Source organism: Bradyrhizobium sp. USDA 4461 (genome assembly GCF_054055655.1).
In genome coordinates this window covers 708,176-731,876 of the sequence record NZ_JBSRXM010000001.1, presented here as the reverse complement: position 1 = coordinate 731,876, position 23,701 = coordinate 708,176, and the positions used below count along the sequence as shown (strand labels likewise).

23 protein-coding genes are annotated in these 23,701 nt (G+C 65.5%); 21 read left to right on the top strand and 2 right to left on the bottom strand.

The window, feature by feature from the left end; translation table 11 throughout:
• Positions 1 to 59 precede the first annotated feature (59 nt).
• The 4 genes from ACVINW_RS03470 to ACVINW_RS03455 all read left to right on the top strand — a co-directional run bounded on the left by ACVINW_RS03470 (position 60) and on the right by ACVINW_RS03455 (position 1,789).
• The gene (locus ACVINW_RS03470) at positions 60 to 242 is read left to right on the top strand and encodes a hypothetical protein (protein WP_456750018.1); all 183 of its coding nucleotides are present in this window, start codon (positions 60 to 62) and stop codon (positions 240 to 242) included.
• Positions 243 to 364: 122 nt separating this feature from the next.
• Positions 365 to 1,267 (top strand): DnaJ C-terminal domain-containing protein, encoded by a 903-nt coding sequence (locus ACVINW_RS03465; protein WP_456750017.1) that lies wholly within the window; start codon positions 365 to 367, stop codon positions 1,265 to 1,267.
• Positions 1,264 to 1,539, top strand: a complete 276-nt coding sequence (locus tag ACVINW_RS03460) for a chaperone modulator CbpM (protein ID WP_456750016.1) — start codon at positions 1,264 to 1,266, stop codon at positions 1,537 to 1,539. The genes ACVINW_RS03465 and ACVINW_RS03460 overlap by 4 nt, the downstream gene beginning before the upstream one ends.
• A gap of 25 nt (positions 1,540 to 1,564) precedes the next feature.
• The gene (locus ACVINW_RS03455) at positions 1,565 to 1,789 is read left to right on the top strand and encodes a hypothetical protein (RefSeq protein WP_456750015.1); all 225 of its coding nucleotides are present in this window, start codon (positions 1,565 to 1,567) and stop codon (positions 1,787 to 1,789) included.
• A 62-nt stretch (positions 1,790 to 1,851) separates the two neighbouring features.
• Here ACVINW_RS03455 and ACVINW_RS03450 read toward each other — a convergent pair whose 3' ends face one another.
• Together ACVINW_RS03450 and ybaL are read right to left on the bottom strand one after the other, a co-directional pair.
• Positions 1,852 to 2,085, bottom strand: coding sequence for a hypothetical protein (locus ACVINW_RS03450; protein ID WP_456750014.1), 234 nt, complete (start codon positions 2,083 to 2,085; stop codon positions 1,852 to 1,854).
• Between the two features lie 60 nt (positions 2,086 to 2,145).
• Entirely contained in the window at positions 2,146 to 3,882 is a 1,737-nt protein-coding gene (gene ybaL / locus ACVINW_RS03445) for a YbaL family putative K(+) efflux transporter (protein WP_456750013.1), read from the bottom strand.
• A gap of 114 nt (positions 3,883 to 3,996) precedes the next feature.
• On the opposite strand from ybaL, the gene ACVINW_RS03440 reads away from it, so the two are divergent.
• The 17 genes from ACVINW_RS03440 to ACVINW_RS03360 all read left to right on the top strand — a co-directional run bounded on the left by ACVINW_RS03440 (position 3,997) and on the right by ACVINW_RS03360 (position 23,700).
• Positions 3,997 to 4,662, top strand: coding sequence for an HAD family hydrolase (locus tag ACVINW_RS03440; protein ID WP_456750012.1), 666 nt, complete (start codon positions 3,997 to 3,999; stop codon positions 4,660 to 4,662).
• Positions 4,663 to 4,670: 8 nt separating this feature from the next.
• Entirely contained in the window at positions 4,671 to 5,624 is a 954-nt protein-coding gene (locus tag ACVINW_RS03435) for a sugar-binding transcriptional regulator (RefSeq protein WP_456750011.1), read from the top strand.
• Positions 5,625 to 5,979: 355 nt separating this feature from the next.
• Positions 5,980 to 7,293, top strand: coding sequence for an ABC transporter substrate-binding protein (locus ACVINW_RS03430; protein WP_456750010.1), 1,314 nt, complete (start codon positions 5,980 to 5,982; stop codon positions 7,291 to 7,293).
• 136 nt (positions 7,294 to 7,429) lie between these two features.
• On the top strand, positions 7,430 to 8,302 hold the full coding sequence (locus ACVINW_RS03425) for a carbohydrate ABC transporter permease (RefSeq protein ID WP_456750009.1): 873 nt from the start codon (positions 7,430 to 7,432) through the stop codon (positions 8,300 to 8,302).
• A 4-nt stretch (positions 8,303 to 8,306) separates the two neighbouring features.
• Entirely contained in the window at positions 8,307 to 9,137 is an 831-nt protein-coding gene (locus ACVINW_RS03420; protein ID WP_456750008.1) for a carbohydrate ABC transporter permease, read from the top strand.
• Positions 9,138 to 9,152: 15 nt separating this feature from the next.
• Positions 9,153 to 10,160, top strand: coding sequence for an ABC transporter ATP-binding protein (locus ACVINW_RS03415; RefSeq protein WP_456750007.1), 1,008 nt, complete (start codon positions 9,153 to 9,155; stop codon positions 10,158 to 10,160).
• A gap of 163 nt (positions 10,161 to 10,323) precedes the next feature.
• Positions 10,324 to 11,097 (top strand): SDR family NAD(P)-dependent oxidoreductase, encoded by a 774-nt coding sequence (locus ACVINW_RS03410; RefSeq protein WP_456750006.1) that lies wholly within the window; start codon positions 10,324 to 10,326, stop codon positions 11,095 to 11,097.
• A gap of 117 nt (positions 11,098 to 11,214) precedes the next feature.
• A complete protein-coding gene (locus ACVINW_RS03405) occupies positions 11,215 to 12,867 on the top strand; it encodes an FGGY-family carbohydrate kinase (protein ID WP_456750005.1) in 1,653 nt (550 codons plus the stop codon).
• Between the two features lie 12 nt (positions 12,868 to 12,879).
• On the top strand, positions 12,880 to 13,818 hold the full coding sequence (locus tag ACVINW_RS03400) for a carbohydrate kinase family protein (RefSeq protein ID WP_456750004.1): 939 nt from the start codon (positions 12,880 to 12,882) through the stop codon (positions 13,816 to 13,818).
• 82 nt (positions 13,819 to 13,900) lie between these two features.
• Positions 13,901 to 15,331: an amidase gene (locus tag ACVINW_RS03395; protein WP_456750003.1), complete on the top strand. Its 1,431-nt coding sequence runs from the start codon at positions 13,901 to 13,903 to the stop codon at positions 15,329 to 15,331.
• Positions 15,332 to 15,407: 76 nt separating this feature from the next.
• Positions 15,408 to 16,358: an ABC transporter permease gene (locus ACVINW_RS03390; RefSeq protein ID WP_456750002.1), complete on the top strand. Its 951-nt coding sequence runs from the start codon at positions 15,408 to 15,410 to the stop codon at positions 16,356 to 16,358.
• Positions 16,355 to 17,251 (top strand): ABC transporter permease, encoded by an 897-nt coding sequence (locus tag ACVINW_RS03385; protein ID WP_456750001.1) that lies wholly within the window; start codon positions 16,355 to 16,357, stop codon positions 17,249 to 17,251. Before ACVINW_RS03390 ends, ACVINW_RS03385 begins: the two co-directional genes overlap by 4 nt.
• 2 nt (positions 17,252 to 17,253) lie before the next feature.
• Entirely contained in the window at positions 17,254 to 18,252 is a 999-nt protein-coding gene (locus tag ACVINW_RS03380; protein ID WP_456750000.1) for an ABC transporter ATP-binding protein, read from the top strand.
• Positions 18,249 to 19,271: an ABC transporter ATP-binding protein gene (locus tag ACVINW_RS03375; RefSeq protein ID WP_456749999.1), complete on the top strand. Its 1,023-nt coding sequence runs from the start codon at positions 18,249 to 18,251 to the stop codon at positions 19,269 to 19,271. The genes ACVINW_RS03380 and ACVINW_RS03375 overlap by 4 nt, the downstream gene beginning before the upstream one ends.
• Before the next feature lie 56 nt (positions 19,272 to 19,327).
• Positions 19,328 to 20,818, top strand: coding sequence for an ABC transporter substrate-binding protein (locus ACVINW_RS03370; protein WP_456749998.1), 1,491 nt, complete (start codon positions 19,328 to 19,330; stop codon positions 20,816 to 20,818).
• A 418-nt stretch (positions 20,819 to 21,236) separates the two neighbouring features.
• Positions 21,237 to 22,946 carry an outer membrane protein assembly factor BamB family protein gene (locus ACVINW_RS03365; protein WP_456749997.1) on the top strand — a complete coding sequence of 570 codons (1,710 nt, stop codon included), beginning with the start codon at positions 21,237 to 21,239 and terminating at the stop codon, positions 22,944 to 22,946.
• A 184-nt stretch (positions 22,947 to 23,130) separates the two neighbouring features.
• Entirely contained in the window at positions 23,131 to 23,700 is a 570-nt protein-coding gene (locus tag ACVINW_RS03360; RefSeq protein ID WP_456749996.1) for a c-type cytochrome, read from the top strand.
• Position 23,701 lies beyond the last annotated feature (1 nt).

The window sequence follows — 23,701 nt, the reverse complement described above, 5'->3', positions numbered from 1 at the left end:
CCGGCGGAGCGCGGTATCTTCTCTGCCCGCGCGCAAGCGATTATCGCTGGAGGTCGGTCATGGCACAGAGTCACGGTGGCAGCGGACAACTTGACGATGGAAAGCCTCGCCTCAGCGAGGATGATATGCAGCGCGCCCTGCTAGGTCCGCGGGGTGTGCCCGGCAAGGCGGATACCGCCAAGATGACGCCGCAGCAGCAAAAGAACATGCCGAACTATCTGGATCCCGGACATACGTCTTAACGCGGCAGTGACATGTGCGTGCTGCGCCGCCCAGCGCCGGGCGGCGCGTCAGCGCACTTGCAAATCGCCTGCTTTTGCGCCCTCATGACTGCAGGTGCACTCACGGTGTTGCGGAGCAGGTTGTGAGAAATCCGTACGAGATTCTTGGCGTTGCGCCCGCGGCATCTGCGGCCGATATCCAGAAGGCCTATCGCAAGCTCGCGAAGAAACTGCATCCGGATCTCAATCCGGGTGACAAGGCGGCCGAAGAGAAATTCAAGGAAGTCGCCGCGGCGAACGATCTGCTCTCGGATCCCGACAAGCGCAAGCGCTTCGACGCCGGCGAGATCGACGCTGATGGCACCGAGCGGCCGCAGCATCGCTACTATCGCGATTTCGCCACCGCGGGCGAGGGCCATCCCTATGCCGACAGTTCCGGCTACGCCGACTATATGGACCAGGACGACGCATTCGCCGAGCTGCTCCGGCGCAGCGAGCAGGCGCGTGCCAACCGGCGCGGCCGCGATCTGCATTACAGCCTTGCGATCGACTTCGCGGAATCGATCACCGGCGCAAGCAAGCGCCTGACGCTGCCCGATGGCGGCACGCTCGACGTGACGATCCCGGCGGGCCTCGTCGACGGACAAATCATTCGCCTGCGCGGCAAGGGCATGCCGGGCAGCGGCAAGGGCGGTCCCGGCGATGCGCTGATCGAGGTCGAGGTGCGCCCCGATCCGCGCTTCACCCGCGACGGTGACGACATCTCGCTGGAGTTGCCGATCTCGCTGTCCGAGGCCGTGCTCGGCGGCAAGGTCAACGTTCCGACGCCGACCGGCGCCGTGACCATGACGGTGCCGAAGGGCTCCAACACCGGCACCACGATGCGGTTGCGCGGCAAGGGCGCGCCCAAGGTCGGCGGCGGACACGGCGATGAGTTCGTCAAGCTCAAAGTGGTCCTGCCCAAGGGACCCGATCCGGCGCTCGAGGCCTTTGTGTCGAACTGGGATCGCAAGGCGTTCAATCCGCGCGACGATGGTGCATCATGAACAAGCAGCAATTCCTCATCGATGCGGGTCTCGAGGTGCAGACCCTGGAGTTCTGGATCGAGCAGCAATGGCTGGTTCCGGAGGAGACCGCGCAGGAGATCAGCTTCTCCGCCGCCGACGTGGCGCGTGCGCATCTGATCCGGGATCTAAAGGGCGATTTCGGCGTCAACGACGAGGGGATCGACGTCATCCTGCATCTGGTGGATCAGTTGCACGGGCTGCGCCGTGCGTTCGAAGAGTTGCACAGGGATATCGCGTCACCGCCGCGCTAGCTGTCTCGCGAACTGGGAGACCATCATGACGGACAAGCCGATGCCGCTGGCCCATGGCGAGATCGACGTTCTGATCTTGCAGGCACTGGTGCGCAAGCTGATCGCGAAGGGCGTGCTGACACAAGACGACGTCCGCTCGATGCTGTTCGAGGCTGCCAAGAATCTCGATCTGGTCGGCAGCGAGCTGACAACGGAAGCGGCCAACATCATCGTGCAGGAAGATCTGGCGCCGGCGTTCCTTGGCGGCTAGAGCATGATCCGGAAAAGTGGAAGCCGGTTTTCCGAAAAGATCATGCTCAAACAAAGAGTCTCTCAGGTCTGACCGCCGCGGGTGGATACCAGCCGGATCTGCGTGATCTGGTCGGCATTGCCGGCGAGATAGGCCTGCGCGTCGCGCACCAGCCGCTCCACTGCGGCGGCGTCGTAGCCCGGATGGCGGGTGTTCAGATGCAAGTCGGTCTCGATCTGCATCGCATTGGTGGTGCCGTCCTTGCCGATCTCGATCGAGAACGACACCAGCGAAACGTGCGGGCTCTTGAATGCCATGTCCTGATCTCCATTGATCCCGCGCACGGCGCGGGCCCACCCCTTCGACCGGTCCTTATGTCAGGCTGCCGAATCTTCCCGGGTCGCCTGCGCATGATGCGGGGCAACAGCCGGATGTCTCCGGTCGAGCTCCTCGATCATGCCTCGAGCGATCTCGCGCTCGCCCATGATGACGATGTCGGCCCCGAGCCCTTTCAGGTGATCGACTTCCGCGTCGGAATGCGCGCGCGCGATGATCTGGATCGCGGGATTGGCGGCGCGCGCCTGCTCGACGATCTGTCCGGCCTCGAACGCTTCGGGGATCGCGATCACCAGCGATCGCGCGCCGGCCGGATTGGTCGCACGCAGTACGCTGGCGCGCACGGCGTTGCCCATCAGGGCTTCGATGCCGCGCTGCTTGAGCTTTGCGACCATGTCGTCGGACGCCTCGACCGCGAGGAACGGCGCGTTGCGCTGATGCAGGGCGTCGCCGACGATGCTGCCGACCCGGCCGTAGCCGACCAGGATGGTGTGATTCTGCAAGTTGGTGACCGGGATCGGCTCGGCGGTTGCGGCGGTCGGCGAGGCGGCCTGCGGCTGCTCCAGCCGCGACGTCAGCCAGTCGACCACCGCGAACACCAGCGGGTTGAGCATGATCGAGAAGATCGCGCCCGCCAGGATCAGATCGCGGCCCGCCTTCGGCAGCAGGTTGAGCGCGACGCCGAGCTCAGCGAGGATGAAGGAGAATTCGCCGATCTGGGCGAGGCTCGCCGAGATCATCAGGGCGGTTGCCATCGGGTGACGGAACAGCACGACGATCAACAGGGCGGCGAGCGACTTGCCGACCACGATGACGAACAGCGTCGCGACGAACGGCCAGGGCTCGCGCACCACGCTGAGCGGATCGAACAGCATGCCGACGGAGACGAAGAACAGCACCGCGAAGGCGTCGCGCAGCGGCAAGGTCTCCTGGGCGGCGCGCTGGCTCAGCGGCGATTCGCGCAGCATCATGCCGGCGAAGAACGCGCCTAGCGCCAACGAGACCCCGAACAGCTTGGTCGCGCCGAACGCGATGCAGAGCGCGATCGCGAGCACCGTCAGCCGGAACAGCTCACGCGAGCCGGTATGCGCGATGTAGTGCAGCACCCATGGGATCAGTCGGCGTCCGACCACCAGCATCAGCGCGATGAACAAGGCGATCTTGATCAGCGTCAGCACCAGAACGCCGGTCAGGCCGAGTCCGAAGCGGGCGGCAAGCGGGTCGGAGGTGACCGCCGCACCATCGCCGCCGCCCTGGAAGCTCGCCACCGCCGGGAACAGCACCAGCGCCAGCACCATCGCGAGGTCCTCGACGATCAGCCAGCCGACCGCGATCTTGCCGCGCTCGGTGTCCATCAGTCGGCGCTCCTGCAGCGCGCGCAACAGCACGACGGTACTTGCGACCGACAATGCCAATCCGAACACCAGGCCGGCGCCGACGGTCCAGCCCATCAGCAAGGCGAGAGCGAGGCCCATCAGCGTCGCGACCGTGATCTGCGCGACCGCGCCGGGCACCGCGATCTTGCGCACCGACAGCAGGTCGTTCAGCGAGAAATGCAGGCCGACGCCGAACATCAGCAGGATGATACCGAGCTCCGCGAGCTCGGTTGCCAGCGCCTGATCGGCGACGAAGCCGGGCGTGAATGGCCCGACGGCGACGCCCGCGAGCAGATAACCGACCAGTGGCGGAACCCGGAAGCGCTGGGCGATGGTCCCGAAGACGAAAGCCAATCCGAGGCCCGCGACGACAGTCGCGATCAGAGGTGTGTCATGCGGCATTTCGCCTTGTCGCACAGCGTGGTTGGCGGTGCACCGCGACCATTTGAGGCGCGGCATCGCACCACGGAACTGTGATCTATTGCTCATGACGTGAGCATATGATCTCATGCCGGGATGGATCCGCGGCTCCCGGACACCGATCTGGTCATCTTCGACTGCGACGGCGTGCTCGTCGACAGCGAGGCATTGAGCTGCCGCTGTCTCGCCGAGGCGATGGTCCGGGCCGGCATCGCGATGACCACCGAGCGGGCGCTAGAACTCTTTCTCGGGCGCAGCACCTCCGCCCTGCTTGAGTATTGCCGTGACGTGGGCGAGCCGTTGCCGGCGAATTTCCTACCCGATCTGGCGGTCCAGGTCCGCGAGACGTTCAGCTCCCAGCTCAAGCCGATCGCGGGCGTCGCGGCGGTGCTCGCACAACTGCGGCTGCCGTATTGCGTCGCCTCGTCGAGTGACCTCGCGCGGGTGAAATACTCGCTGGAGCTGACTGGTCTTGCCGCAAGCTTTGGGCCGCGGCTCTACACAGCGCAGATGGTCAGGCACGGCAAGCCGGCGCCGGATCTGTTCCTGCATGCGGCGAGCGCAATGGGCGCCGACCCCGGCCGCACGCTTGTGATCGAGGACAGCGTCAGCGGGGTGACCGCGGCGAAGGCCGCGGGCATGAAAGTGTGGGGATTCGTCGGCGGCACCCACTATCGGTCGGCGGACGGCAATGCTCTGCTGCGGCAGGCCGGAGCGGATCGAATCTTCGCCGCGATGACGGATTTCTGGATCAAAGGCTGACACGGACGATGGCTGCGCCCGACAACGAAAAGTCTCGCCTCGACGACGCGGCGCGCGCCGGCTGGCTGTATTTCATCGCCGGCCACACCCAGGATGAAATTGCAAAGATGCTTCAGGTGTCGCGTGCCTCGGCGCAGCGCCTGGTGTCGCTGTGTTTGGCCGAGCGGCTGATCACGTTTCGTCTCGAACATCCCATTGCGGCCTGCATGGAGCTCGCCTCGCGGCTGAAGGCGCGGTTCGACCTAGTGCATTGCGACGTGGTGCCGACCGACCCGGCGGCGCCGCTGTCGAATGCGGGGATTGCTGAGCGCAGCGCCAATCTGCTGGAGACGACGCTGCGCTCGGTGACGCCGGTCATCGTTGCGCTCGGCACCGGCCGCGCGGTGCGCGCCGCGGTCGAGCGGGTCTCGCCGATCGAGCGGCCCGACCACCAGATCGTCTCGCTGGTGGGCAACATCTCCGCCGACGGCTCGGCGAGCTTTTACGACACGGTGGGTCGGCTTGCCGACCGCACCGGCGCACGACATTACCCGATGCCGCTGCCGTTCCTGATGTCGAGCGAGGACGAGCGCAACCGCATGGTGCGCATCGACCCGATCGCGCGGGTGAGGGCGGTCGCCGCCAAGGCCGATCTCAGGCTGATCGGGATAGGCCAGATGGACCAGAAGGCCCAGGTCCATGTCGACGGCTTCGTCACCCGCGAGGAGCTCTTGGAGATGATGCGGCTCGGCGCGGTCGGTGAGGTGACCGGCTGGGCCTATGACGCCAAGGGCCGCCTGATCAAGGGTGGCACCAACAAGCGGCTGACCAGCATTCCGCCGCAGATCCCTGCGGTCTCGACCACGATCGCGGCCGCCGTCGGCATCGCCAAGGTGCCGTCGATCAAGGCCGCACTGGCGGGCCGGGTGATCAACGGCCTGATCACCGATGAGGCCACGGCGCGCGCGGTGCTGGATCGCTAGGGCTGGATAGTTCGAGTCGAGCAGCGCGCCGCTTCACCTCGCCCCGCTTGCGGTCGGAATGCATCGCCAGATGGCATTCCGGGTGAGGGGGACTCTCCACGTACTCGTCTGCTTTCGTATGCGCGGAGAAAGCCCCTCACCCCAGCCCTCTCCCCGTAAGAACGGGGCGAGGGGGCGCAGTCCCGTCGCGGTCACCAATCGCTCTCTTCGCTCCTGCAAAAACTCCATTCCAGCGTGCCGCGGAACCCGCAATCGTGCGGGACGGCGCAGCCGCGCGCTTGACAAAATTTGGCGACAGGATGAACATACGCTCAACACGTGGGCATATGCTCAACGTGGCATAAGGGAGGTCACCTTGAAAAACGTCCTTTGCGCCGTTGCGGGCGCGGCCAGTCTTTTGATCTCTGCCCCCTCGATCGCCCAGACCACGCTGACGGTTGCGACCGTCAACAATGGCGACATGATCCGCATGCAGGGGCTCACCAGCGAATTCACCGCGAAGAATCCCGACATCACCGTGAAATGGGTGACGCTCGAGGAAAACGTGCTGCGCCAGCGCGTGACCACCGATATCGCCACCAAGGGCGGCCAGTTCGACGTGCTCACCATCGGCACCTATGAGGTGCCGATCTGGGCCAAGAAGAGCTGGCTGGTGCCGCTCGACAAGCTCGGCGCCGATTACGACGTCAATGACCTGCTGCCGAAGATCAGGGACGCGGTCTCGGTCGACGGCAAGCTCTATGCCGCGCCGTTCTACGGCGAGAGCTCGATGGTGATGTACCGCACCGACCTGTTCGACAAGGTCGGCCTGAAGATGCCGGAGAGCCCGACCTGGGACTTCGTCATCGACGCCGCCAAGAAGCTGACCGACAAGTCGGCCGGCGTCTATGGCATCTGCCTGCGCGGCAAGGCCGGCTGGGGCGAGAACATGGCGTTCCTGACCGCGATGTCCAATTCGTTCGGCGCGCGCTGGTTCGACGAGAAGTGGGAGCCGCAGTTCAATTCGCCGGAATGGAAGAAGACGCTCACGACCTATGTCGACCTGATGAAGCAGGCCGGCCCTCCCGGCGCCTCCTCGAACGGCTTCAACGAGAACCTCGCTTTGTTCAACGCCGGCAAATGCGCGATGTGGATCGACGCCACGGTGGCGGCGTCGTTCGTGACCAACCCGGCGCAGTCCACGGTCGCTGGCAAGGTCGGCTTTGCGCTGGCGCCGAACACCGGTCTTGGCAAGAACGCCAATTGGCTGTGGGCGTGGAGCCTGGCGATCCCCGCCGGCTCGAAGAAGGTTGAAGCGGCCGAGAAGTTCATCGCCTGGGCGACCAGCAAGGATTATTCCAAGCTCGTCGCGTCCAAGGAAGGCTGGTCCAACGTGCCTCCGGGAACACGGACCTCGCTGTACCAGAATCCCGAATATCTGAAGGCGGCGCCGTTCGCCAAGATGACCTTGGCCTCAATCGATGCGGCTGATCCGAGCCACCCGACCGTGAAGCCGGTGCCCTATGTCGGCGTGCAGTATGCGGCGATCCCCGAATTCCAGGGCATCGGCACCCAGGTCGGCCAGCAATTCTCGGCCGCGCTGTCCGGCTCGACCACAGTCGATGCTGCGCTGTCAGCTGCGCAGTCCGCCACCGAGCGCGAGATGAAGCGCGCAGGCTACATCAAGTAGTCCACGCGATCCGATCGCCAGGGCGTGTCAAAACGCCCTGGCCGCCGACCAGCTTAGACCTCCCGAGCTGGATCACTTGCGACCATCCTGTCCCGCAGCGGGATGGTCGCTCCTTTCCTTAGAGAAGGAGGCGGGGATGGCGACCCAGCAGACCCAACTGCTCGCACGCACGCTGCTCACGCCCGCGGTGGCGCTGCTGTTCATCTGGATGATCGTGCCGCTGGCGCTCACGATCTATTTCGCGACCCTGCATTACAATCTGCTCGATCCGGGCTCCGAATCCTTCGTCGGGCTGGAGAACTTCCGCTACTTCCTGACCGATCCGGCGTTCCTCGCCTCGCTGCAGAACACGCTGGTGCTGGTCGGCTCGGTGCTCGCGATCACGATCGTCTTCGGCGTGCCGCTGGCGCTATTGCTCGACCAGCAGGTGGTCGGGCTCTCGATCGTCCGCCTGATGGTGATCGCGCCGTTCTTCGTGATGCCGACGGTGAGCGCGCTGGTCTGGAAGAACCTGCTGATGCATCCGGTGTCCGGCCTGTTCGCCTGGATCGCGCATCTGTTCGGCCTGCCGGCGATCGACTGGTTCAACGACGCGCCGCTGTTCTCGGTGATCCTGATCATCTCCTGGCAGTGGCTGCCGTTCGCGACCCTGATCCTCCTGACCGCGCTGCAATCGCTCGACGAGGAGCAGAAGGAGGCGGCCGAGATGGACGGCGCAAGCGCGATCTCGACCTTCATCTACATCACACTGCCGCACCTGGCGCGCCCGATCACCGTGGTGATCCTGATCGAGACCATCTTCCTGCTCACGGTGTTCGCGGAGATATTCGTCACCACCGGCGGCGGCCCCGGCCTGCAGACCACCAACATCGCCTTCCTGATCTATTCGCAGGCGCTGATCCAGTACGACGTCGGCAGCGCCTCGGCGGGCGGTCTGGTTGCGGTGGTGCTCGCCAACATCGTCGCGTTCTTCCTCGTTCGTATCGTCGGCCGGAATCTGGAGGCGTAACGTCATGGCACGGATGGTCACGACACGACGCAAGGTGATCTCGACGGCGGCGGCCTGGCTGGTCGGCTTCCTGATCTTCTTCCCGATCCTCTGGATGGTGCTGGCGAGCTTCAAGACCGAGCTCGAGGCGTTTGCGATCCCGCCGTCATTCCTGTTCTTCCACTGGACCACGGAGAACTACGTCACCGTGCAGGAGCGCAGCGATTATTTCCACCACGCGCTCAACTCGATCATCATCGCCGGCGGTTCGACCTTGATCGCGATGCTGATCGCGATCCCGGCGGCGTGGTCGATGGCGTTCTCGCCGACCAAGCGCACCAAGGACGTGCTGCTCTGGATGCTCTCCACCAAGATGATGCCGCCGGTCGGCGTGCTGGTGCCGATCTACCTGATCTTCCGCTCCGTCGGCCTGCTCGACACCCGCACCGGCCTGGTCTTCATCCTGTGCCTCGGCAACCTGCCGATCGTGATCTGGATGCTGTTCACCTATTTCAAGGAGATCCCGAAGGACATCCTCGAGGCGGCGCGGATGGACGGCGCCACGATCGGGCGCGAGCTGATCTACGTGCTGACGCCGATGGCCGTGCCGGGCCTGGCCTCGACGCTGCTGCTCAACCTGATCCTGGCCTGGAACGAGGCGTTCTGGACCCTCAATCTGTCGACGCTCGAGGCCGCGCCGCTCACCGTGTTCATCGCATCCTATTCGAGCCCCGAAGGATTGTTCTGGGCGAAACTGTCGGCGGCGTCGACGCTCGCGATCGCGCCCATTCTCGTGCTCGGCTGGTTCAGTCAGCGGCAGCTCGTCCGCGGCCTGACCTTCGGCGCGGTCAAGTAGCAGAAAGGCTTTTCCATGGGTCAGATTACGCTGCAGGGTGTGCAAAAATCATTCGGGCCGGTCCACATCATCAAGGGCGCCGACCTTGACATCGCCGACGGCTCCTTCGTCGTGTTCGTCGGTCCGTCCGGCTGCGGCAAGACAACGTTGCTGCGGCTGATCGCGGGGCTGGAGGACGTCACCGGCGGCGCCATCCTGATCGACGGCCGCAATGTGGTCGACGTGCCGCCGGCCAAGCGCGGGCTGTCGATGGTGTTCCAGTCCTACGCGCTCTATCCGCATATGAGCGTGCGCGGCAACATCGCATTCGGCCTGAAGATGGCGGGCATCGCCAAGGACGAGATCAACCGCAAGGTCGAGGCCGCCGCGGCCACGCTCAACCTGACGCCCTATCTCGAGCGCAAGCCGCGTGAACTGTCCGGCGGCCAGCGCCAGCGCGTCGCGATCGGGCGCGCGATCGTGCGCGAGCCGAAGGCGTTCCTGTTCGACGAGCCGCTGTCGAACCTCGACGCCGCGCTGCGGGTGCAGATGCGGCTCGAGGTGACGCGCTTGCAGAAACAGCTCGGCACCACGGCGATCTACGTCACCCACGACCAGGTCGAGGCGATGACCATGGCCGACAAGATCGTGGTGCTGAACGGCGGCAAGATCGAGCAATACGGCTCGCCGCTTGAGCTCTATGAGAAGCCGGCAAATTTATTTGTCGCCGGTTTCATCGGCTCGCCGAAGATGAACTTCGTCACCGGCGACCTCGCCAAGCAGCAGGGCGCGACCACCATTGGCGTGCGGCCCGAGCATCTGAAGGTCGAGCGCGACGGGCAGGGCGGCTGGCACGGCACCGTCTCGGTCGCCGAGCATCTCGGCAGCGACACCTTCCTCTATGTCGATGCCGGGCCGCAGGGCATGCTGACCGCGCGCTATGTCGGCGAGCTCGACCTGCATCCGGGCGACAAGGTGTCGCTGATCCCGGATCCGGCGCGCATCCATCGTTTCGACGACAGCGGTAAATCGATCCGCGCCTAGGGCATGATCCGGACCCGGAGGGCCGCGTCAGCGAAAAATATGAAGCGGTTTTCCGAACAGATCATGCCCAAAAAAAGAAGCACGGACGATCTCCGCCGTCGATCTCGCTCTGGCCGGGGCGGCACACCCGCGACATGCGGGCTCTAGGCAAAGGAAGAAGAAAATGTATCTCGAGAAATTCAAGCTCGGCGGCAAGACCGCCATCATCACCGGCGCCGGTCAGGGCATCGGGCTCGCCTGCGCCGAAGCACTGGCGGAAGCCGGCGCCAAGGTCATCATCGGCGACCGCGACGCCAAGGTTGCCAATGACGCGCAGGCGGCGCTGAAGGCGAAGGGTTTTGACGCCGATATCGCGCTGATGGATGTGACGGATTCCGGCCGCGTCGCCGCGGTCGCCGACGAACTGGTGCGCAAATATGGCAAGGTCGACATCCTGGTCAACAATGCCGGCATCGCCCGCAGCGAGACGCCGGCCGAGACCGTAACCGACGAGCACTGGCTCAACGTCATCGACGTGAACCTCAACGGCACCTTCTGGTGCTGCCGCGCCTTCGGCAATCACATGCTGAAGGCCAAATCCGGCACCATCGTCAATGTCGGCTCGATGTCCGGCTTCATCGTCAACAAGCCGCAGGAGCAGTGCTTCTACAATGCCTCCAAGGCCGCGGTGCACCATCTCACCAAATCGCTCGCGGCCGAATGGGGCGCCCGCGGGGTCCGCGTCAACGCGGTGGCGCCGACCTATATCGAGACGCCGCTGAATGCCTTTGTGAAGAACAGCCCCAAAATGTACGACGCCTGGATCGGTGGAACTCCGATGGCCCGGATGGGGCAGGTCGACGAGATCGCCTCCGTGGTCCTGTTCCTGGCCTCCGAGGCGGCGAGCCTGATGACCGGAAGCATCGTCCTGGTCGATGGCGGTTACACTTGCTGGTAGGCTCGCGCCGACGCATGATCCGGAAAAGTGGGGACCGGTTTTCCGGATCATGCTGACACAGAAGTAAGGGCGCGATGACGTTTCGAAGACACGTCGTCACGCTCCGACGGAGCGGACATGCGGCAAGCTTATATCGGGGTGGACGTCGGAAGCACCAGCGCCCGCGCCGGCGTCTTCGACGAGGCCGGCAAGCTGTTGGGCTCGGCCCGGCATCCGATCCGGGTCTGGCACGAGGGTGGCGATATCGTCGAGCAATCCTCCGATGACATCTGGGTGGCCTGCGTCGCCTCCGTCCGTAGTGCGATGCAGGAGGCCGCGGTTGCAGCCGAACACGTCAAGGGCATCGGATTTGACGCGACCTGCTCGCTGGTCGTGCTCGATCGGGCAGGCCGGCCGCTGACCGTCAGCCCGTCCGGCGATCCCGCGCGCAATGTCGTGGTCTGGATGGATCACCGCGCGATGGACGAGACCGAATTCGTCAACGCGACCGGCGACAAGGTGTTGCGCTATGTCGGCGGCGCCATCTCGCCGGAGATGGAGATCCCGAAGATCCTCTGGCTGAAGCGGCATCTGCCGGCGACCTTCGACGCCGCTGGGCACTTCTTTGATCTCGCCGACTATCTCTCGTTCCGCGCCAGTGGCTCGCTGGCGCGCTCGACCTGCACGGTCACCTGCAAATGGACCTATGTCGCGGGCGATGGCGGCTGGAGCGAGCCCTTCCTCCAGCGCGTCGGGCTCGATGCGCTCGCCGCTGATCGCTTTGCCCGCATCGGCAACGAGATCGTGCCGCCCGGCTCGCCACTCGGCCGCGGGCTGTCCGAGGATGCCGCGCGCGATCTCGCCCTGATGCCGGGGACAGCGGTCGGCGCCTCGCTGATCGATGCCCATGCCGGCGGCGTCGGCGCGATCGGCGGGCGTGATGGTTCGGGCGCCGAGGTCGATGTCTGCCAGCGGCTGGCCTACATCATGGGAACGTCGGCCTGCATCATGGCGACCACCGTCGAGCCCTGCTTCGTGCCCGGCGTCTGGGGCCCGTATTTCGAAGGCATGGTGCCGGGCTTCTGGCTGAACGAGGGCGGCCAGTCCGCCGCCGGCGCCGCGATCGATCATCTGCTCAAGTCGCACCCGGCGCATGCCGAGGTCTCGGCCGCGGCCAAGACCGATGGCGTCGACGTCATCGAATACCTCGAGAAGCGCATTCTGGCGCGCAGCGGCAGCGCCGGCGCGGCCGCGCTGCTCGCGCGCAACGTTCACGTGCTGCCGGAATTCCTCGGCAACCGCTCGCCCTATGCCGATCCGGGCTCGCGCGCGGTGATCGCGGGGCTCGATCTCGACGCCGACGTGTCGGCGCTGGAGCGGCTGTTCGTCGCCGGCCTGTGCGGGCTGGCCTATGGCCTTGCCGACGTCATCGAGGCCTTGCAGGCCCATGGCGTCGACGGCAAGACCATCGTGATCGGCGGCGGCGCCAGCCGCAGTCCATTGGTCCGCCAGATCATGGCCGACACGACGGGCTACACGGTGGCGTTGCCGCAAACCCAAGAACCCGTATTGCTCGGCGCCGCGATGCTGGGCGCGGTCGCCAGCGGCGCGCATAATTCGATCAACGCGGCGATGGCCGGCATGTCGGCGCTCGGGCGGCTGAGCGAACCGACCAAGCCCGAGCTTGCCGATTTCCACCGCCGGAAGCGCGGCGTGCACAGGATGCTGCGGCAGCTCGATCACGACAGCCGCGAGGCGATGAAGCAGGCGCCCGGCGAGGCGCCGACTTAAGGTGTTTGTTCTATGCTGCTGAGTTGCGGAGATGCGCTGATCGATTTCCTGCCGTCGCGGACGGCGGATGGACGCGAGGCCCTGACGCCCGCGGTCGGCGGATCCTGCCTCAACATCGCAATCGGCAGCGCCCGGCTCGACGTTCCCACCGGCTTTGTCGGCGGCATCTCGACCGACACGTTCGGCCGGATGATCGCCGATCACGCCACGGCGTCAGGTGTCGATCTCGACCGCGCGGTACGCAGTGATCAACAGGCGACGCTGGCATTTGCTCGTGTGACAGGAACCGAGACGCAATACGCCTTCTATGATGCTGACACCGCATCCCGGAACTGGACCTACCGGCGCGAGACGGTCGCGCTTGACGGCGTGACGTGCGTCCACACCGGCTCGACCACGCTGGTCCATGACAAGGGAGCGGCCGAGACGCTGGCCTTCATCGACGACGCGCATTCCAATGTGACGATTGCGCTCGATCCGAACTGCCGGCCGAATTTGGTCAAGGATAAGGGCGCCTATCGCACACGCATGCTGGCGTTCTGCGGCAAGGCGGACATCGTGAAAATGTCCGACGTCGATTTTGCGTACCTCTTCAGTGATGAGACCTATGCGGCACGGGCCGAGGCGCTGCTGTCGGGTGGCGCATCGCTCGTCGTCATCACGCGCGGCAATGATGGCGCCTTGGCTTGGCATCGCGAGGCAGGATCGCTTGAGGTCAAGGCACCGGTGGTGACGGTCGTGGATACGATCGGTGCCGGGGACAGCTTTCAGGCGGCGCTGCTCGCAGCGTTGCATCGGCTGGACCGGATCGCGCGGCAGCGGCTGCGCGAGGTCTCCGCGGCCGAGCTCACCCGCGCGCTGTCCTTCGCCTGCACATGCGCCGCCTTCACCTGCACCCGCGCCGGCGCCGATCCGCCGCGCAGCCGGGAGTTGCCCGCAGGCACCTGGTAAGCCATGCGCCCGGAGCGATGGACTTGCTCCACGAGGCACGGCACGATGTCGTCATCGAAGACCGATGCGAGCCCGTGCCGGAATGAGCGACGACCTGTGCCTGCTATCAGCCGTTGAACTTCGCGCCCGGATCGCCCGCAAGGACGTGTCTCCCGTCGAGGTCACGGCTGCGGTGCTGGCCCGTGCCGAGCGGCTGCAGCCCGAACTGAACTGCTTCATCACGCTGTGCGGCGACGAAGCGATGGCGCAAGCCAAAATCGCCGAGCGTCAGGTCATGGCCGGCGAGCCACTCGGTCTGCTGCACGGCATCCCCTTCACCGTGAAGGACATCGTCAGCACCAGCGGCGTGCGCACGACGTTCGGCGCGGTGCCGTACAAGGACAACGTGCCGGACCATGATGCCGTGGCGGTGGCCAGGCTTCGTGCGCAGGGCGGCATATTGATCGGCAAGACCACGACGCCGGAGTTCGGCAGCAAGTGCCTGACCGACTCGCCGCTGTTCGGCCGCACCCGCAATGCGTGGAGCGCCGAGCGCTCGAGCGGCGGCTCCAGCGGCGGCGCGGCGGTCGCGGTCGCAAGCGGCATCGCGCCGCTGGCGGTTGCGACCGACGGCGGCGGCTCGACCCGGATTCCCGCGGCCTGCAATGGCGTGGTCGGGATCAAGCAGAGCAACGGCGTGATTCCGCACAGCCAGGTGCAGGATGCCTTCGGCAACCAGACCTATGTCACGCCGACCACGCGCACCGTCGCCGACACCGCGCTGATGATGCAGGCGATGGCGGGCGAGGATCCGTCCGATCCCTGGTCGATCGGCGTGTCGGTGCCCGCCTATCTCGCCGTTGCCGCGCCGCGCGGCGATCTCCGCGGCAGGCGGGTGCTGTTCTGCCTGTCGCCGCCGGGGCGGCCGGTGACCGCGGATGTCGCAGCAGCGTTCCGGTCGAGCCTCGACCGGCTGGCCGGCCTCGGCGCCGAGCTCGAGGAGTTCTCCGGCGAGGGCTTTGACATCGAGCCGATCTGGCGCGCCATCAATCACACCGTCTGGCGCACCCGGTTCGAGACACTGGCGGCCGATCATCCCAACGATCTCAGCCCAACCTTCCTGAAACAGCTCGCGCTTGCCGCCAAGGTGAGCGGTGTCGATTACCAGCAGGCAATGTTCGACCGCACCGCGCTGTTTCGCCGGGTGCAGTCGCTGCTCGCGCGCGGCGACCTCCTGGCGATGCCGACCCTGACCCGCACGGCGCTGCCGATCGACCAGGATCTGTTCGGCAGCATCGATATCGATGGGCAGAGCTTCGACAGCGTGCGGCCGCACTGGTTTCCCTGGACCATGCTGTTCAACATGACCGGACATCCCGCAGTCAGTATCCCCGCAGGCTTCGGCCGCGACGGCCTGCCGATCGGCCTGCATCTGGTCGGCCGCTTCCGGGCCGATGCGGAACTGCTGCGTGTCGCGGCGCTGTTCGAAGAAGCGAGCGATTTGCTGGGCCGTTGGCCGGCTGTCGCGTCGTGAACGGCGCGGCGAAGGGCTTGCATTCGCGCGCGAACATGGTGAAACCTGCGCTTCGTTCCTTACTCCTCGGGCGCGCATGAGCGTATTCTTCCTGCGGCGGATCCTGACCCTGGTGGCGACGCTGTTCGCGGCCTCGCTGATCATTTTCCTGGTGCTCGACGCGCTGCCCGGCAATGCCGCCCAGATGCTGATGGGTGCCGACGCCTCGCCGGATGCGGTGCGCGCGCTCACCGTGAAGCTCGGGCTCGACCAGCCGTTGACGGTCCGCTATCTGCTCTGGCTCAAGGGCATGGCAATCGGTGACCTCGGCAACAGCTATGTCTACGGTACGCCGGTCGCCGGCCTGATCGCGGAGCGGCTGGTGCTGACGATCCCGCTCGCGATCATGTCGATGCTGATTACGGTGGTGCTGGCGCTTGCCGCGGGCATCTACACCGCCGCCAACCACAACAAGCTCGGCGACGTCGGCGTGATGTCGCTCACCCAGATCGGCATCGCGCTGCCGAACTTCTGGTTCGCGATCCTCCTGATCCTGCTGTTCTCGGTGAAGCTGCAATTGCTGTCGGCCGGCGGCTTCGCCGGCTGGGATGACGGCATCTGGCCGGGGATCCGCTCGCTGCTGCTGCCGGCGATCTCGCTTGCCGTGGTGCAGGCCGCGATCCTTGCCCGCGTCACGCGCTCGGCGGTCCTTGAGGTGCTGCGCGAAGACTTCGTGCGTACCGCACGCGCCAAAGGGCTCGGCAAGCGCGAGGTGCTGTGGCGCCACGTGCTGCGCAACGCCATGATCCCGGTGATGACGGTGATGGGCCTGCAATTCGCCAACCTGTTGGCCGGCACCATCGTGATCGAGAACGTGTTCTACCTGCCGGGTCTTGGCCGGTTGATCTTCCAATCGATCGCCAACCGCGACTTGATCGTGGTACGCAACTGCGTGATGCTGCTGGCGGCGATGGTCGTGATCGTCAATTTCGTGGTCGATGTGCTCTACGCCTTGATCGATCCGCGCATCAAGGTGTCCAACCTGTGAGCGCGCCGCTGACCGCATCCGCCGGCACGCCGGCCATCGTGCCGGGCGCGAGGCCCGCGACCGGGTTCTGGCGCCGCGCGCTGCGCCATCGCAGCTTCGTGCTCGGCGCGGTGCTCAGCCTGCTGGTGCTCGGTGCGGCGATGTTGTCGCTGGTCTGGACGCCGTGGTCGGCTTACGACATCGATGTCGCCTCGAAACTGCATCCGCCGTCGGCGGCGCACTGGCTCGGCACCGATGCACTCGGCCGCGATATCGTCTCGCTGCTTTTGGTCGGCGCGCGCTCCACCATCCTGGTCGGCGTCATCGCCGTTGGCATCGGCCTCACCTTCGGTGTCTGCCTCGGCCTGATCGCAGCAGCCCGCAAGGGCTGGACCGAGGAGCTCATCATGCGGCTGAGCGACTTCACCTTCGCGTTTCCCGCGGTGCTGTCGGCGATCATGCTGGCCGCCGTCGCCGGTCCCGGCATGCTGACCTCGATCACTGCGATCGGCATCTTCCAGATCCCGACCTTCATCCGCGTTACCCGCGGCTCGGCCAATGCGATCTGGGCTCGCGAATTCGTGCTGGCAGCGCGCGCCGCGGGCAAGGGCTCGTTCCGGATCACCGTCGAGCACGTGCTGCCGAACATCCTGTCGATCCTGATCGTGCAGGCGACGATCCAGTTCGCGCTCGCGATCCTCGCCGAGGCCGCTCTGTCCTATCTCGGGCTCGGCACCCAGCCGCCGCAGCCTTCCTGGGGCCGCATGCTCAACGATGCGCAGACGCTGCTGTTCCAGTCGCCGATGCTCGCGGTCTATCCCGGTGCTGCGATCGCGATCGCGGTGCTCGGGCTCAATCTGCTCGGCGATGGCTTGCGCGATCTGCTCGATCCGCGCCTGGCGCGGGAGCGTTGAGCATGAGCGAGGCCCCGCTGATCGAGGTGAAGGATTTGGGCGTTCGGCTCAACACCAGCCGCGGCCCGGCGCAGGCGGTACGCGGCGTCAGCTTTGCGCTGCGCCGCGGCGAGACACTGGGGCTGGTCGGCGAATCCGGCTGCGGCAAGTCGGTCACCGCGCTGGCCCTGATGGGGCTGCTGCCGGACAGTGCCGTGATCAGCGGCAGCATCCGGCTCGATGGCTCGGAGCTGGTCGGCTTGCCGGATAAGGCCTATTGCAAGCTGCGCGGCAACCGCATCAGCATGATCTTCCAGGAACCGATGACCGCGCTCAATCCGATGCACACGATCGGGCATCAGGTCGCCGAGCCCTTGCTGCGCCACACCGGCGTCTCGGCCGCGCAAGCGCGGCAAGAGGCGATGGCCTTGCTCGATCGCGTCGGGTTGCCTGATGCAGCCAAGCGTATCGATGCCTATCCGCACCAGTTTTCCGGCGGCCAGCGCCAACGCATCACGATCGCGATGGCGCTGGCCTGCCAGCCCGATGTGCTGATCGCGGACGAACCGACCACCGCCCTCGACGTCACGATCCAGGGCCAGATCCTCGATCTGATCGCCGGCCTGGTCGAGGAGCGCGGCATGGCGATGATCCTGATCTCGCACGATCTCGGCGTGATCGCCGAGAATGTCGCGCGCATGATGGTGATGTATGGCGGCACCGTCGTCGAAAGCGGCGAGACCAACACCGTATTCACGCGGATGGGCCATCCCTATACGCAGGGCTTGTTCCGCGCCCGCCCACGGCTCGGCGCGCGCAAGGGGACGCGGCTCAAGACCATCGCCGGCACGGTGCCGGAGCTTGCCGATCTGCCGGCTGGGTGCACCTTCGCCGATCGCTGCGCGATCGTGGAGCGCCGTTGCCGCGCGGCTCTGCCGGCCGTGGTCGATGTCGGCGCCGGCCATGGCGTGCGCTGCATCCGGACCGATATCTCGATGGCTGCCGGAGGCGTCGGCGCATGACGGCAGCAACCGTATCCGCAGTGCCGCTGCTCGAGGTCATCGATCTCGCGCAACGCTACACGCTGCCGCGTGAGAGCCTGTTCAAGCCCGCAACACAGGTGCATGCGCTCAACGGCGTCACGGCGCGGGTGATGCCGGGCAAGAGCCTCGGCGTCGTCGGCGAATCCGGCTCGGGCAAATCGACCTTTGCGCGGCTGGTGATGGCGCTGGAGCGGCCGTCGTCGGGGCAGGTCGTCATGCTGGGCAGCGACCTCAACCAGCTGCCGCCCGATGAGCTGCGCCGCGCCCGCCGCCATTTCCAGATGGTGTTCCAGGATCCCTATGGCTCGCTCGATCCGCGACAGACCATTGCGCGGATCGTCGCCGAGCCGCTGACGGCGCTCGGGCGCATCGATCGCGCCGGCCTGCGCGAGCGCGTCGCCATTGTGCTGCGCCAGGTCGGGCTGCGCGATGCCGACATGGACAAGTTCCCGCACGAGTTCTCCGGCGGCCAGCGCCAGCGCATCGCTATTGCGCGCGCGCTGATCACGCAGCCGAAGCTGATCGTCGCCGACGAGCCGGTCTCGGCACTCGACGTCTCCGTGCAGGCGCAGGTGCTCAACCTGATGCAGGACCTGCAGGACGAGTTCGGCCTGAGCTACATCCTGATCAGCCACGACCTCGCGGTGGTCGATCTGCTCTGCGACGAGATCGCGGTGATTTATCTCGGGCGGATCGTCGAGCAGGCGCGGGCTGCCGATCTGTTCGCGCACGCTGCCCATCCCTATACGCGCGCGCTGCTCGATGCGGTCCCGCGAGCGCGCCCCGGTGGCGGCAGGCGTCGCCGCGGCGCCCAGGCGATCGGCTCGCAGGCGTCGGTGACGGCTGGCTGCCCTTATGCGCCGCGCTGCCCGCTCGCCGATCGGCATTGTCGCGAAACCGCGCCTGCGCTACGCACGATAGGAGACGGCCATCTCGCGGCCTGCCATCACGCGGAAGCTGTGATGGCGCTGCCGCCAGTGGTCGCGGAGGCCGGTTAGTGTTTTGTGTCGGGCTGGCCTAGATTGAGCAAAGAACACGTCCGGGGAGCAGAGCAATGTTGAGGAAATTGTGCGTTATCGCGGCGGTTGCCGCGCTCGCCGCAGCGCCGCTGCCGAGCTTCGCGCAAGGCAAGAAGGACAGCGTCGTGATGGGCATGACGCTGGAGCCGCCGGGGCTCGATCCGACCAACGCGGCGGCCGCGGCCATCGCCGAGGTCACGCTCTACAACGTCTACGAGACGCTGACCAAGATCAACGAAGATGGCTCGGTGTCGCCGCTGCTCGCCGAGAGCTGGCAGGCCTCGCCCGATCTCAAGACCTACACGTTCAAGCTGCGCAAGGGCGTCAAATTCCACAATGGCGAGCCATTCGATTCCGCGGCGGTGAAGTTCTCCTACGAGCGCGCCGCAGCGCCGGCCTCGACCAACAAGGACCGCAGCCTGTATCAGGCGTTCGCGTCGGTGACGGCGCCCGATGCGGACACCATCGTCATTGCACTCAAATATTCCGAGCCGAACCTGCCGTTCCTGCTCGGCCAGGCGTCGGGTTCGATCGTCGAACCGAAGAGCGCGCCGACCGATGTGACGCAGCCGGTCGGCACCGGGCCCTATACGCTCGGCAGCTGGACCAAGGGCTCGTCGATCACGCTGGTGAAATGGCCTGATTATCGCAACGCCGCCGCGATCAAGCTTGCCAAGGTGACGATTCGTTTCATCGGCGATCCCGCAGCCCAGGTTGCGGCGCTGCTGTCGGGCGATGTCGATGCGTTTCCCAGGGTGGGCGCGGCGCGCAGCCTGGCGCAGTTCAAGGCCGATCCGCGCTTCAGCGTCCTGATCGGCGGCTCCAAGGCCAAGACCATCGTCGGCATCAACGAGCGCAAGAAACCGCTCGACGATGTGCGGGTTCGCCGCGCCATCCTGGCCGCGATCGACCGCAAGGCGATGATCGACGGCGCGGTCGACGGTTTCGGCACGCCGATCGGCAGCTTCTACACCCCGGGCTCGCTCGGCTATGTCGATACCACCGGCATCAATCCCTACGATCCGGAGCTCGCCAAGAAGCTGCTGACGGAGGCCGGCGTCAAGACGCCACTCGAGCTCAGTCTGAGGCTGCCGCCGCCGGCCTACGCCCGGCAGGGCGGCGAGATCCTCGCCGCGCAACTCGCCAAGGTCGGCATCATTGCCAGGATCGAGAACGTGGAATGGGCGCAGTGGCTGTCGCAGGTCTTCACCGGCCCGCACAACTACGACCTCACTATCGTCTCGCATGTCGAGCCGTTCGATCTCGTGAAGCTGACCGAACCGGACTACTATCTCGGCTACAAGTCCGAGGCATTCAACGCGCTGTACCAGCAGATCATGGCGACGCCCGACGAGGCTGGCCGCGCAAAACTGCTCGGCGACGCACAGCGCATGCTGGCGACCGACGCGGTGGCCGGCTTCCTGTTCCAGCCGCAATGGATCACGATCGCCAGCAAGAAGCTGAAGGGCGTGTGGAAGGACGTCCCGCAATTCGAGAACGACTTTTCGGCCTTGTCCTGGGAGTAGACGGTCGCCGGCGGAGGTCGATGGCCTCTGCCGGCGCTGCTCCACGCGCGATGTCGTCGCTTGACGCTTAGTCTCATTTTGCTTGCTGCGCCTGCGAAGGCGAATGTCGCCCGCGATGCGTGAAAGCTGCGGAAGCGCCCGATATCGCTTGGATTGATGCCAGCCCGCGTTTGCCGCATTGGGCCGCGCGGCCGCCTCCGGTTGCGGCTTCGCATTCAGCGCATCGGTTGTCTTTGTGAAAGACGGCGCTAACATGGAACCCATCCATCGATACCTGTCGTTGTTCTTTTTTTGATCATCTATTGCAGCGCAACCAAGCCACGCGACGGTTGCGCGCTCGCTACGGCGGCCAGGCCTCGAAGGGGAAGTAGCAAACACCCATCCCTGACATCGCAACCAAGAAATAACGGGGGAAGACATGTATGTGAAAGGGCTTGCGGCATTTGCCGCCGCGGTCGGCGTGGGCCTGTTGTCGGGCGCCGCCATCGCACAGGAAGTCAAGCAGGAGAAGCAGTCGGTCCTCGGTAACGCCAATGTATCGCCGGTGACCCAGGAGCAGCTCAACGCCGCCGACAAGAACAGCAAGGACTTTCTGCTCACCAACGGCAATTACGCGCAGACCCGGTTTTATCCAGGCAAGCAGATCAGCCGCGACAATGTGAAGAACCTGCACGTCGCCTGGATCTTCCAGACCGACGTCAAGGAGTCGCTCGAGACATCGCCGATCGTCGTCGACGGCGTGATGTATGTCACGACCTCGTTCAGCCATGTCTATGCGCTCGACGCCAAGACCGGCCAGCAGCTCTGGCACTACGCCCACAAGATGGGCCCGATCACCGTCTATTGCTGCGGTCCGAACAATCGCGGCGTTCAGGTGCTCGGCGACCGGGTCTATCTGGCGACGCTGGATTCCAAGCTGCTGGCACTGAATGCCAAGACCGGAGAGGTGGTGTGGACCACCAACATCGCCGATCCCGAGCTCGGCTACAGCGAGACGATGGCGCCGACCGTGGTCAAGGACAAGGTGCTGATCGGCACCAATGGCGGCGAATACGGCATCCGCGGCTTCGTACGTGCCTATGACGCCAAGACCGGCAAGCAGCTGTGGAATTTCAACACCATTCCGGAGAATTCGGTCGGCGTCTGGGCGACCAAGGACGCCACCGGCCGCGACATGCATCGCAATATCCAGGCCGAGAAGGATATGCTCGCCAAGATCGGCGATCCCTATGCCAAGCTCGGCGGCGGCGTGTGGCAGAACCCGTCGATCGATCTCGCGACCAACCGGATCTACTTCGTGGTCGGCAATCCGTCGCCCGACCTCGACGGTTCGAACCGGCCCGGCGACAATCTCTACACCAACTCGTTGGTCTCGCTCGATCTCGACACCGGCAAGTATGTCTGCCACTTCCAGTACATCGCCCATGACGTCTGGGATCTCGACGCGGTCAGCCCGACGGTGCTGGTCGACGTCAAGGACAAGGGCGGCAAGACGATCCCCGGCGTCATCCATGCCGGCAAGACCGGGCACATCTATGTGCACGATCGCAAGGACTGCAGCCTGATCCGCTTCTCCGAGGCGATGGTGCCGCAGGAGAACATGTGGGTGCTGCCGACCAAGGAAGGCGCGCGCATGCTGCCCGGCGCCAATGGCGGCGTCGAATGGTCGCCGATCGCGACCGATCCGGGACAGGAGCTGGCCTACGCCATCAACCTGCACCAGCCGATGACCTACCACGTCGAAAGCTCGGCCTATCCAAACGGCAAGCTGTGGCTGGGCGGCGCCTTCAAGGTGATCCCGAGCGAGAAGCAGTCGGGCAACATCACCGCGGTGAACTACAACAACGGCAAGATCAAATGGCAGGTCAATACGCCCGAGCCGATGATCGGTGGCATCCTCGCCACCGCCGGCGGCCTCGTGTTCACCGGCGAAGGCAACGGCAAGTTCGCGGCTTACAACTCGTCGAACGGCAAGGAATTGTGGAGCTTCCGCGCCGGCGCCGGCGTCAACGCGCCGCCGTCGAGCTACATGATCGGCGGCAAGCAATATGTCGTGGTCGGTGCGGGCGGCAATACCCAGCTCGACTACAAACGCGGCAACAACATCATCGCCTTCACGCTCGACTGAGCGAGAGACAAATAAAGGTGGGGAAGCGGGACCGGTATGGTCCCGCTTCTGTTTCTTCGGATGAGCGATCAGGCCGCGTCACTGCGAGCGCAGCGAAGCAATCCATCGCGCCGCATATGTGGAAGGATGGATTGCTGCGTCGCTGTCGCTCCTCGCAATGACGATTGCGCTTCAGGATGAGTGGATGTCTTGTAAATTATTGATCTGCGCTACCGCGCTGCTGCTGTTGCTCGCGGCCGAGGCGTGCGCCGAGACGATCGAGGACAAGGTTGCGGTCTGCGCCGGCTGTCACGGTGCGGACGGCAAGCCGGTCGACAAGACCATTCCGACGATCTGGGGGCAGCAGGCCGGCTATCTCTACATCCAGCTCCGCGATTTCAAGCGCGGCGATCGAAAGAGCGACATCATGCAGCCGATCGCGACGCAGTTCGAGCGCGACGACATGCTGGCGATCGCCGAATATTTTTCGCAGAAGCCGTGGCCCGACCTCGGCCAGCCGCGCGCGCCGAAGGACGTCGCGGCGAAGGCGATGACGGCCAGCGCGTCGGTCGGCTGCCCGGCCTGCCATCTCGATCGCTTTCAGGGTGACGGCACGGTGCCGCGGCTCGCCGGGATGGGACGCGACTACCTCGCCAAGACCATCGCCGATTTCCGCAGCCGCGCGCGCGGCAACAATCCCGGCATGTCCGATCTGATGCTGGCGACGTCGCCCGACGACCTCGCCGCGCTGGTGGAGTATCTGGCGGGGCTGTGAG

Coding starts and splice junctions, on each gene's coding strand:
- ACVINW_RS03370 (WP_456749998.1), top strand. CDS start 19,328: ATGTTGAGGAAATTGTGCGTTATCGCGGCGGTTGCCGCGCTCGCCGCA.
- ACVINW_RS03455 (WP_456750015.1), top strand. CDS start 1,565: ATGACGGACAAGCCGATGCCGCTGGCCCATGGCGAGATCGACGTTCTG.
- ACVINW_RS03420 (WP_456750008.1), top strand. CDS start 8,307: ATGGCACGGATGGTCACGACACGACGCAAGGTGATCTCGACGGCGGCG.
- ACVINW_RS03375 (WP_456749999.1), top strand. CDS start 18,249: ATGACGGCAGCAACCGTATCCGCAGTGCCGCTGCTCGAGGTCATCGAT.
- ACVINW_RS03425 (WP_456750009.1), top strand. CDS start 7,430: ATGGCGACCCAGCAGACCCAACTGCTCGCACGCACGCTGCTCACGCCC.
- ACVINW_RS03460 (WP_456750016.1), top strand. CDS start 1,264: ATGAACAAGCAGCAATTCCTCATCGATGCGGGTCTCGAGGTGCAGACC.
- ACVINW_RS03360 (WP_456749996.1), top strand. CDS start 23,131: ATGTCTTGTAAATTATTGATCTGCGCTACCGCGCTGCTGCTGTTGCTC.
- ACVINW_RS03435 (WP_456750011.1), top strand. CDS start 4,671: ATGGCTGCGCCCGACAACGAAAAGTCTCGCCTCGACGACGCGGCGCGC.
- ACVINW_RS03365 (WP_456749997.1), top strand. CDS start 21,237: ATGTATGTGAAAGGGCTTGCGGCATTTGCCGCCGCGGTCGGCGTGGGC.
- ACVINW_RS03440 (WP_456750012.1), top strand. CDS start 3,997: ATGGATCCGCGGCTCCCGGACACCGATCTGGTCATCTTCGACTGCGAC.
- ACVINW_RS03400 (WP_456750004.1), top strand. CDS start 12,880: ATGCTGCTGAGTTGCGGAGATGCGCTGATCGATTTCCTGCCGTCGCGG.
- ACVINW_RS03470 (WP_456750018.1), top strand. CDS start 60: ATGGCACAGAGTCACGGTGGCAGCGGACAACTTGACGATGGAAAGCCT.
- ACVINW_RS03410 (WP_456750006.1), top strand. CDS start 10,324: ATGTATCTCGAGAAATTCAAGCTCGGCGGCAAGACCGCCATCATCACC.
- ybaL (WP_456750013.1), bottom strand. CDS start 3,882: ATGCCGCATGACACACCTCTGATCGCGACTGTCGTCGCGGGCCTCGGA.
- ACVINW_RS03380 (WP_456750000.1), top strand. CDS start 17,254: ATGAGCGAGGCCCCGCTGATCGAGGTGAAGGATTTGGGCGTTCGGCTC.
- ACVINW_RS03415 (WP_456750007.1), top strand. CDS start 9,153: ATGGGTCAGATTACGCTGCAGGGTGTGCAAAAATCATTCGGGCCGGTC.
- ACVINW_RS03450 (WP_456750014.1), bottom strand. CDS start 2,085: ATGGCATTCAAGAGCCCGCACGTTTCGCTGGTGTCGTTCTCGATCGAG.
- ACVINW_RS03395 (WP_456750003.1), top strand. CDS start 13,901: ATGAGCGACGACCTGTGCCTGCTATCAGCCGTTGAACTTCGCGCCCGG.
- ACVINW_RS03405 (WP_456750005.1), top strand. CDS start 11,215: ATGCGGCAAGCTTATATCGGGGTGGACGTCGGAAGCACCAGCGCCCGC.
- ACVINW_RS03390 (WP_456750002.1), top strand. CDS start 15,408: ATGAGCGTATTCTTCCTGCGGCGGATCCTGACCCTGGTGGCGACGCTG.